Here is a 9,568-nt window from a genome sequence, read left to right as displayed (position 1 = left end):
TGAGTTACCCCTTGATATTAGAGAGTGGACTTGTCCTCACTGCGGTACTCGTCACGACCGTGATGGCAATGCAGCAAAAAATATCAGAGCGGAAGGTATCAGAATAATACAGACGGATGGAACAGCCGTTTCTGCTAATGGAGGGGGAGTAAGACCAAAGTTGGGACGCAAGTCCGTTCTAAGGCATTCCCCCGCGATATTAGAAGCTGACACTATAATCGCTTCGATTTAGTGTCGGTAGTTCACTTTTGTTAGAGAGAAAAAAGCTTTGAAAAATTGATGCACCCGACTGGGGAGAGAATGTCAGAGAGCAAATATTGACGTCCCAGAAGCTGCTACAATATTAGACTGGCATTATTAACAGAAAAGTTACCCACCTCTAAGCCTGAGAAGTGGGTCGAATGTTAATGGTTTAAATGTCTGTGAATAGCTCTGTTTAGCGTCTACCTAGTTCTACCTAGTTCTACCTATTATGACTGATTCGATTCGCTTCCTCATGTGTTCTCCAGACCACTACGACGTGGACTATGTGATCAATCCCTGGATGGAGGGCAATATTCATAAATCTTCCCGCGATCGCTCCGTTGAACAGTGGCAAAAGCTTTATCACACCCTCAAAGATCATGCTATTGTCGAGTTGGTCAAACCCCAAAAAGGCTGGCCCGACATGGTATTTACCGCCAATGCAGGTTTAGTCCTCGATAAAACCGTTGTCCTCAGTCGCTTCTATCACAAAGAACGTCAAGGCGAAGAACCCTACTTCAAAGAATGGTTTGAGTCTCAAGGCTTTACCGTTCACGAACTCCCCAAAGACTTACCCTTTGAAGGGGCCGGAGATGCGTTATTTGATCGCTCAGGACGCTATTTGTGGGCGGGATATGGGTTCCGTTCCGAACTCGACTCCCATCCTCTAATTGCAGAATGGTTGAATATCGAAGTGTTATCCCTGCGCTTGATGGATGAACGCTTCTATCACCTCGATACCTGCTTCTGTCCGTTAAGTGGAGGCTATCTCCTCTATTATCCCCCTGCTTTTGACTCCTATTCTAACCGCTTGATTGAAATGCGGATTCCTCCCGAAAAACGCATCGCTATCGAAGAACCCGACGCCGTGAACTTTGCTTGTAACGCCGTTAACATTAACCAAACGGTAGTCATGAACAAAGTCAGTGATAATCTCAAAGCCCGTTTAAGTGAAGCAGGCTTTAACGTTATTGAAACCCCTTTAACAGAATTCCTCAAAGCAGGCGGCGCCGCCAAATGTCTCACCCTGCGCGTCACCGAACCGATTATCCCCGATCGCCATGCAACGGTATTGATCGAAACCCGAACCGTTCGCATGGAAGGACACCTACTCGATGCAGGCTTAATTAACCAAGCCCTAGATTTAATTGTCGAAGGCGGGGGAAGTTTCAAAGTTCAACAATTTAACTTAGGTGAAGAACGTCAAAGCACATCTAATGCTTTAATTAAAATTTCCGCTCCCTCCCATCAAGTGATGGAAGATATTATTAGTCAACTCATTGATATCGGGGCGGTTTCTTTAGACGAAGATATTCAAGATGCCAAGTTAGAACCTGTTACTCAACATGGCGTCAGTCCCGATGATTTCTATGTCACCACCATTTATCCCACAGAAATACGGGTGAATGGAGAATGGGTACAAGTCCAAAAACAACGAATGGACGGAGCGATCGCAGTCAAAGAAACACCCGTTGGCATTGTCGCACAATGTAAGCTGTTGCGCGATCTCGAAGTCGGTGAAAAAGTCGTGGTTGATGTTGCCGGAATTCGTACCATTCGCAAAACAGAATCCCGTGAACAACGCAATGCACCCCAAGAATTTGGCTTCATGTCGGCAGGTGTTTCCAGTGAACGTCGGGTAGAATTAATCGTTGAACAAGTCGCCTGGGAACTCCGCCAAATTCGCGATCGCGGCGGGAAAGTTGTTGTCACCGCAGGACCTGTTGTCATCCACACAGGCGGGGCTGAACATCTGTCTCATTTAATTCGCGAAGGCTATGTCCAAGCGTTGTTAGGCGGAAATGCGATCGCCGTTCACGATATCGAACAAGCGATGATGGGAACCTCTTTAGGGGTAGACATGAAGCAGGGAACCGCCGTTAAAGGGGGACACCGCCACCATTTGAAAGTGATTAATACCATTCGACGCTGTGGAAGTATCGCTAATGCGGTAGAAAAGGGTTTATTTAAGAGTGGCGTCATGTATGAATGCGTCAAGAATAATGTACCCTTTTCTCTAGCAGGTTCGATTCGAGATGACGGCCCGCTTCCCGATACCCAGATGGATCTAATTAAAGCTCAACAACACTATACCGAGTTGTTGCAAGGCGCAGAGATGATCTTGATGCTTTCGACCATGTTACATTCCATCGGCGTTGGAAATATGACCGCCGCAGGAGTGAAAATGGTTTGTGTCGATATTAACCCCGCAGTGGTAACAAAACTCAGCGATCGCGGTTCTGTTGAGTCTGTCGGTGTGGTGACAGATGTCGGACTGTTTTTGAGTTTACTCGTTAAACAGTTGGATAAATTAACCAGTCGTTATCATCTGGAAGTTTAATTTTTGGGAGATTTGGAGACGTTCGGGTGGGGCGTCTCTACTCCTGAGAAATCGGGGGTTAAGGACTGTTGATATTACCGAAACTCTGGGTTTAAAGCCTCGCCCTTGCAGGGCGACTTTCATTATGCTATACTATTTTGCGTAGGAGTTGTTCACGCAAATGATAGTTTTAGAATTTAAAGTACAAGGCAAAACAACTCAATATGCAGCCCTAGACGAGGCGATAAGAACGGCTCAGTTTGTTCGTAATAAAGCTATCCGTTTTTGGATGGATAACAAAGGCGTGGGACAAAAAGAGCTATATCGTCTAAGTAAAGCTATCAGACATGAGTTCCCTTTTGCTAATGCTCTAAATTCTAGTGTTTGTCAAGCCGCTATAGAAAGAGCTTATAGCTCAATCTCTCGTTTTTATGAGAATTGCAAGAAAGGTATTCCTGGAAAAAAAGGTTATCCAAAATTCAATAAAAATAACCGTTCAGTGGAATACAAAACTTCGGGTTGGAAGTTGTCAGAAACGAGAAAGCAAATAACTTTTACCGATAAAAAAGGAATTGGCAAGCTTAAACTAAAAGGAACGTGGGATTTAAACTTCTACCAAATAGACCAGATAAAAAGGGTTAGGTTAGTACGTCGCGCTGACGGGTATTATGCTCAATTCTTAATCAGTGTAGATAACAAAGTAGAAACACAACCAACAGGCAAAAGTATCGGGTTGGATGTGGGACTTAAAGAGTTCTACACAGATAGTAATGGGTATAGTGAACCTAATCCCAGATTTTATCAAACTGGAGAAAAACGGCTAAAGTTTTATCAACGTCGTATTTCTCGAAAACAAAAAGGCTCTGCCAACCGCAAGAAAGTCATTAATAAATTAGGGCGAGTACACCTCAAAATAAGTAGGCAACGTGAAGAACACGCCAAAAGGGTGGCGCGTTGCGTAATCCAGTCTAACGATTTGGTCGCCTACGAAGACTTGAGGATTAAAAACTTAGTAAAAAACCACTGTCTTGCCAAATCTATTAATGATGTGGGTTGGTATCAATTCAGAAAATGGTTAGAGTATTTTGGGGTGAAGTTTGGCAAGATAACTGTAGCTGTAATCGGCGCTTATACTTCTCAACAATGCTCTAATTGTGGTGCGGTAGTTAAAAAATCTCTATCAACAAGAACTCATGTTTGTGAATGTGGATTTGAGTTAGATAGAGATTGGAACGCTGCAATTAATATTTTGAAAATAGCCTTAAGTACGGTAGGGCATACCGGAACTTGGATCTTAGATCAAAACGCTTTAGGAGATTCGACCTCTACTCAAGTTGGAGAAATCCTGCCTGAGCAAGTTGGGTCTGTGAATAAAGAATCACCGCACTTCTAGGGCAGTGAGTGTCAACTAAATCATGTTGAACCGTCGCCAATTTTTAACCGGGTTCGGACAAACTTTATTATCGACTCAATTTTCTCCAATCACGGCGAATGCAAATGGGGCGCTTCTCAAACCACCACGACTCAAACCCGGTGATACTGTTGGCTTAGTTACTCCCGCCAGTCCCGTTAAAAAGTCCTATTTAAAATTAATTCAATCTCAACTCGCCCGACAACAATTAAATCTAAAAGTCGCGCCCCATGCTTTTGATGAATATGGTTATTTAGCAGGAATTGATCAAAATCGGGCGGCAGATATTCATCGTTTTTTTGCCGATACATCGGTTCAAGCGTTAGTAGCCACAGGGGGCGGTTGGGGAAGTAGTCGGATTTTACCCTTATTAGATTATGATTTGATTCGCCGTAATCCTAAAATTGTATTAGGTTATAGCGATATCACTGCTTTATTATTAGGAATTTATAGTCGCAGTGGAGTTGTTACGTTTCACGGGTTGTTAGGAACTTCGATTTGGAACCCTTTTTCAGTCGGTTATTTAAAACGACTACTGTTTGAGGGGGAAGCTATTACGTTTCAAAATTCGGCTGAGGTGCGCGTCGAAACGATTACTTCCGGACAGGCCAGAGGGCGGCTACTCGGAGGAAATTTATCCGTCATTAGCACTTTAGTCGGGTCTTTGTATTTACCTGACTGGAATCAAGCCATTTTATTTGTAGAAGATACTGGAGAAGATGTTTATCGGGTTGATCGGATGTTAACTCATTTGAAGTTAGCGGGAATACTACAACAACTGTCGGGTTTTATTTTTGGTCAATGTACTCGCTGTTTAGATGAGGAAGATGATTCTCCAACCTTGAGTCTGTGGCAAGTGTTAAGCGATCATATTCGCCCTTTGGGAATTCCCGCTTGGTATGGTTCGATGATTGGTCATATTCCCAATCAGTTTACCGTTCCCCAGGGTGTTGAGGTCGAAATTGATGCCAGTTTGGGTAGAATAAAGATGTTAGAAACTGCCGTGATATAGGCTGATTTTATTTGTGATAATGATCACCACTAGCCGTGATATAAAACAAAGATTTTTTCAACTATTTCTGTTAGTCTTCTATAAGGTTTGATTAAACAACCGTGAATTTACATCAGTTTAGAGCTGAAAAAGATCACACAATAACACTTTTATAAAGTGTAATGGCTGTTACCCATTTGTTGATGATCTTAGCGGTGCTAGGGGGAACAAACAACCTAATATTTATTATTAGGTGAGAGATGAATAGCTCAAAAAACTGTGTAAAAATCACAAAAAAAGCGAGGGCATTTAACTGTTCTCGCTTTTTTATTAATATTTTTAACCCTGGCAATAGGCAAAATAGGGGACAGGAAACCTTGATAATTGATAATTGATAATTCATAATTCATATAGCAGGTCGCGCTGGCTTGTTTACAAGGGTCAAGCCTTGAATTTACCACCAAGACACAAAGACACAAAGAAGTTGTAAACATTAACCTGCTCATTGCTATAACTGTTCACTATTAAAACCTAGCGTCATGTTAGAAAGTATCCTATGGATCTTGCTGATGGGCTTTTTTGTTGGGCAAATTGCTCGACGTCTCAACGTTCCCGCCCTCGTGGGGATGGTGTTGGTTGGGATGCTTTTAGGTCCCCAAATTGGCAATGTTATTAGCCCCGGTGTTTTAGAGGCTGCGGACGCTTTGCGTACCATCGCCGTCATGGTAATCTTAATGAAAGCAGGGCTAGGACTTGATCGCGAAAAACTCGCCCAACAGGGAACTGTTGCCCTCAGATTAGGCTTTTTACCTGCGGCTTGTGAAGCGATCGCTGTTGCTTTTGCTGCCATGTGGCTCTTTCAATTTGATTTTCCCACAGGATTACTTTTAGGCTGTATTATTGGTGCAGAATCTCCGGCTGTCATTGTACCCGGAATGTTGCGACTCAAAAGTTTGGGATGGGGAGTCAAAAAAGGCATTCCTGATGCTATTTTAACCGGAAGTGCGCTGTCGGATGTATTACTTTTATTAGTCTTTAGTTTACTGTTAGCCTTTCTCTCTCAAGGTGCAACCACAGGCATAACGCTTCCCGGTGGCATAACGTTAAGTTCTATTCAGTTACTTCCCGTACAAATTATTCTACAAATTGTATTAGGGGTAATCTTAGGAGGCTTAACCGCTAAACTCTTAGTCTCACTGTTAGCCAAACAAAATTGGACTCAAAATGCCCTTCAAGATTCTCTCGTTGCTGCCAGTTTGGCCCTATTATTAGTTGTATTAGCAGAAGAATTTCCTATTTTTTCGGGCTATTTAGCTGTCATGTCAACGGGATTTTTCCTCATCGAATTTGATGCCCCTTTAGCCCGACGTTTACGAGGCGGTTTTGATAGTTTATGGGGAATTGCTGAAATTATTTTATTTGTATTACTCGGAGCGAGTATTCAACTCAATGTTTTAAAGGATACTTTTTTAGTGGGTTTATTAGTATTAACAATTGGCACCTTAGTCGGGCGATCGCTTGGTTGGTATCTTTCCACATTGGGCAGTAATTGGACACAGAAGGAGCGATTATTTCTATTCCCCGGAAATTCGGCTAAAGCAACCGTTCAAGCCGCTATTGGCGCAATACCCCTCGCTCAAGGCATTGATGGCGGTGATACCATTTTAGCGATCGCAGCCTTATCGATTTTGGTAACAGCACCTTTGGGCGCTTGGGCGATTCCCACTTTTGCCCCTAAACTATTAGAAAAAGGGGAAGTAGACCCGACAAAAGTTGCTCTATCTCGTCGTATTATTTTATTAGCTGCCGTTGATACTTCCCCTCTTTCAAAACAGGTATTAACCCAAGCCGCAGACTTAGCCCGTCGCAGTGATGGGGAAGTGATTGTACTGCACGTTATTCGAGTTGAAGATACTCAAAAAATTAACGAATTACAACAACAAGCTAAACAGATTTTAGCCGATATTCGTTATCGGTTTATCACCGCATCGGGAACAGTACCCGAAGAAATTGTTCGCACGGCATTAGATTATAATGTAGCAGAGATTATTATCGGAAAACGCGGACATCGTTCATTCCCAGACGTGTTAATTGGGTCTGTTTCTCAAACGGTTTTGGAAACGAGTTTATTACCTGTTATCGTGGTTGAAGATCATCAATCTCAAACCTCTGTTAAAAAGGCTAATTAAATCATCATCAAAACATTGACTGTTTCTCAAAAACAACATCCGTAAAATTACTGATATGGAGAACATAATTAATACCTAAAGAGTTTTAAAAGTTCAGTGTTTGTATCATTGTAGGTTTTGCTGTTTTGATTTAAGTTTAATATAGAAGGTTCAGAGTGCTAATTAGGATATTGGATTCTAATGATCGACTCTGGAAAAACTTACGCTCTCATCTTGGAGGAGATAACTAGATAATGTTCTTTATTTTTGATCTATTCAAATGGTTGTGGGAACTGTGGGATAAGCTACCTGAGAAAACAAAGCGGCAAATTATCGAAACAACTGTTCAAATATTTACAGAGTTGCTTCGTGTTTTTCATAGATCTTGGACAAATACAAAGTCAAAAAGAGGATAAGTAATGAGCAGTTTTAAAGAGTTTATGGATGAGGCTAAGAAGTTACCTAATAAAGCTTTGCCAACTTCTAACCTGTCGATCTCAGCTATTCAAGGTTCTCTCCAGTCAGCAGTTAGTGTTCAGTTAGCACCGTTTTTATTTCCACAGGACAAAGCAGAGAAGTTTTCGGAACAGGTATCTAATTTAGTTCAGGATAAAGCGTTTATCTCAAAATTTAGTGATTCTATTGGTGAACCCTTAGAAAATGAAACTGAGGATGAATTTGTAGAGCGTAGTAGCAATATTTTGAGAAAAATGTTGTACAAAAAATTTGGTATTAAGGATTAGTCAAGGCTGTAGGGTGCATCAGACAAGAGATTAATTCTTCGTATCATTAACTTAAAATTATCATGCACCCCACCCATTTTAAACTCATTAAAAAACCTGATTTCTCTTAGGAAGAAACCAGGCAATTTTGTGATATAATATCAACAGAAAACTTAAGGCGCTAACGCATGACCTCTTAACAGACTTCCAAGGGTTTTAGCCGTAATCTTCATCTGAACTAAGGGGTTAGCCGGAACAACCGTTTTGTACAGATAACTGTCAAAAGTCATCTTCTGAACATCCAGGTCAGAACACATTTCCACAAACGCTTCCCGCGTGGCATCAGTCCGGTAGAAGACTCGTTGCAGAATATCTAACACCAAGTAGGTCATACCATACTGTTTATCCCAACGTTTGAGATAAATTTTCAGATCATCTTCGGTGGGAATTTTAGCGCCATTATTTGACATTTCTACAATGGTTTCCGCACACATCCGACCCGACTTAGCAGCGAAATAAATGCCTTCTCCAGAAGATTTTGTAACCGTTCCGGCGGCATCTCCTACCAACGCTACCCGACCCACAACCCGACGAGGACGGGGATGTTCGGGGATGGGATGGGCTTCGACTTTAATAATTTTACCACCCTCAATGCGATGAGCCGCACGGGCGCGAATTCCGGCTTGTAATTTCTTGATCATCGCTTGGTTAACCTTCATGGTTCCGGTACCAACAGCGACGTGATCATATTTGGGAAATACCCAAGCGTAGAAGTCAGGAGAAACGTCATTTCCGACGTACATTTCTGCCCGATCTTCATAGTAAGCCATCTTATCTTCGGGGATGCGAATTCGTTCTTGAAACGCGATCGCATAATTATAATCTCCCGCATCAATGGCTTTAGCAACGCGAGAATTTGCCCCATCCGCACCGATGACTAAATCTACTTTTAAAGTCTTCGCTGTACCGACTGTATTTCCTTCCGAATGATCAGAATAATGCAGGGTATAAGCTTCGTTGGTTTTTGTGGGAATTTCCAGTTTATGAACCGTACCATTAATTAGGATAGCCCCTAATTGTGCCGCCCGATCTCGCATGAAACCATCGAGAACTTCCCGGCGACACATTCCAATATATTCGTTTTCGTTTATCAGGTTAATATCAACTTCGCGGTTAGACGGAGAAATCATTTTCATTTTTCTCACCCGCCGATCAATAATTTCCGGGGGTAAGTCAAACTCACTCACCATACACAGGGGAATGGCTCCGCCGCAGGGTTTGGCGTTATCGAGTTTGCGTTCGAATAAGTAGGTTTCTATTCCAGCTTTAACTAATGTTTCAGCGGCTGAAGACCCAGCAGGGCCAGAACCGACAACAGCAACCCGTAGCGTCACAGGTTTTCTCCTATATCTCTCGTTGTTATCAGGTCAGATGGTATCACGGATACCGCAAGCACGAACGCTTATTTTTCAGAGTTGTGATACATTGCAATAGTGCTTAACACTCGGTAATATTTTTCGTCACATTTGGCAAATATCGGAAATTCCGCGATCGCTTTGGGTAGCAGGAATTAACAAGCATTTGACAAGTTTTAACAGACATGGTAAGTTATACAATAGGAAAAGGTGTGCGCCGATTAGGTATCAATTTAAGTATTGATTTAGCGATCGCTTCGATTTCCGGCTACCAAAAGTATTTATCACCTTACATAGG

7 protein-coding genes are annotated in these 9,568 nt (G+C 42.3%); 6 read left to right on the top strand and 1 reads right to left on the bottom strand.

Going from position 1 to position 9,568, the window contains the following annotated elements; all coding sequences use genetic code 11:
• The 6 genes from WN50_RS32180 to WN50_RS12425 form a co-directional block, all read left to right on the top strand.
• Window positions 1-232 (top strand): zinc ribbon domain-containing protein (locus WN50_RS32180; RefSeq protein ID WP_049560989.1); only part of this gene is annotated, 232 nt, incomplete at its 5' end.
• A gap of 240 nt (window positions 233-472) precedes the next feature.
• Window positions 473-2,584 (top strand): bifunctional arginine dihydrolase/ornithine cyclodeaminase, encoded by a 2,112-nt coding sequence (argZ, locus tag WN50_RS12450; protein WP_046277096.1) that lies wholly within the window; start codon window positions 473-475, stop codon window positions 2,582-2,584.
• A 160-nt stretch (window positions 2,585-2,744) separates the two neighbouring features.
• Window positions 2,745-3,956, top strand: coding sequence for an RNA-guided endonuclease InsQ/TnpB family protein (locus WN50_RS12445; RefSeq protein WP_049559268.1), 1,212 nt, complete (start codon window positions 2,745-2,747; stop codon window positions 3,954-3,956).
• A 22-nt stretch (window positions 3,957-3,978) separates the two neighbouring features.
• Window positions 3,979-4,986, top strand: a complete 1,008-nt coding sequence (locus tag WN50_RS12440; protein WP_046277094.1) for a S66 peptidase family protein — start codon at window positions 3,979-3,981, stop codon at window positions 4,984-4,986.
• A gap of 518 nt (window positions 4,987-5,504) precedes the next feature.
• A complete protein-coding gene (locus WN50_RS12430; RefSeq protein WP_049559265.1) occupies window positions 5,505-7,154 on the top strand; it encodes a cation:proton antiporter in 1,650 nt (549 codons plus the stop codon).
• Window positions 7,155-7,552: 398 nt separating this feature from the next.
• The gene (locus tag WN50_RS12425) at window positions 7,553-7,876 is read left to right on the top strand and encodes a hypothetical protein (protein ID WP_046277092.1); all 324 of its coding nucleotides are present in this window, start codon (window positions 7,553-7,555) and stop codon (window positions 7,874-7,876) included.
• Between the two features lie 152 nt (window positions 7,877-8,028).
• Here WN50_RS12425 and chlP read toward each other — a convergent pair whose 3' ends face one another.
• Window positions 8,029-9,249: a geranylgeranyl reductase gene (chlP, locus tag WN50_RS12420; RefSeq protein WP_046277091.1), complete on the bottom strand. Its 1,221-nt coding sequence runs from the start codon at window positions 9,247-9,249 to the stop codon at window positions 8,029-8,031.
• Window positions 9,250-9,568 lie beyond the last annotated feature (319 nt).

Source organism: Limnoraphis robusta CS-951 (genome assembly GCF_000972705.2).
This window is presented reverse-complemented; position numbering and strand designations above follow the sequence as displayed.

Coding starts and splice junctions, on each gene's coding strand:
- WN50_RS12425 (WP_046277092.1), top strand. CDS start 7,553: ATGAGCAGTTTTAAAGAGTTTATGGATGAGGCTAAGAAGTTACCTAAT.
- WN50_RS12430 (WP_049559265.1), top strand. CDS start 5,505: ATGTTAGAAAGTATCCTATGGATCTTGCTGATGGGCTTTTTTGTTGGG.
- WN50_RS12440 (WP_046277094.1), top strand. CDS start 3,979: ATGTTGAACCGTCGCCAATTTTTAACCGGGTTCGGACAAACTTTATTA.
- argZ (WP_046277096.1), top strand. CDS start 473: ATGACTGATTCGATTCGCTTCCTCATGTGTTCTCCAGACCACTACGAC.
- WN50_RS12445 (WP_049559268.1), top strand. CDS start 2,745: ATGATAGTTTTAGAATTTAAAGTACAAGGCAAAACAACTCAATATGCA.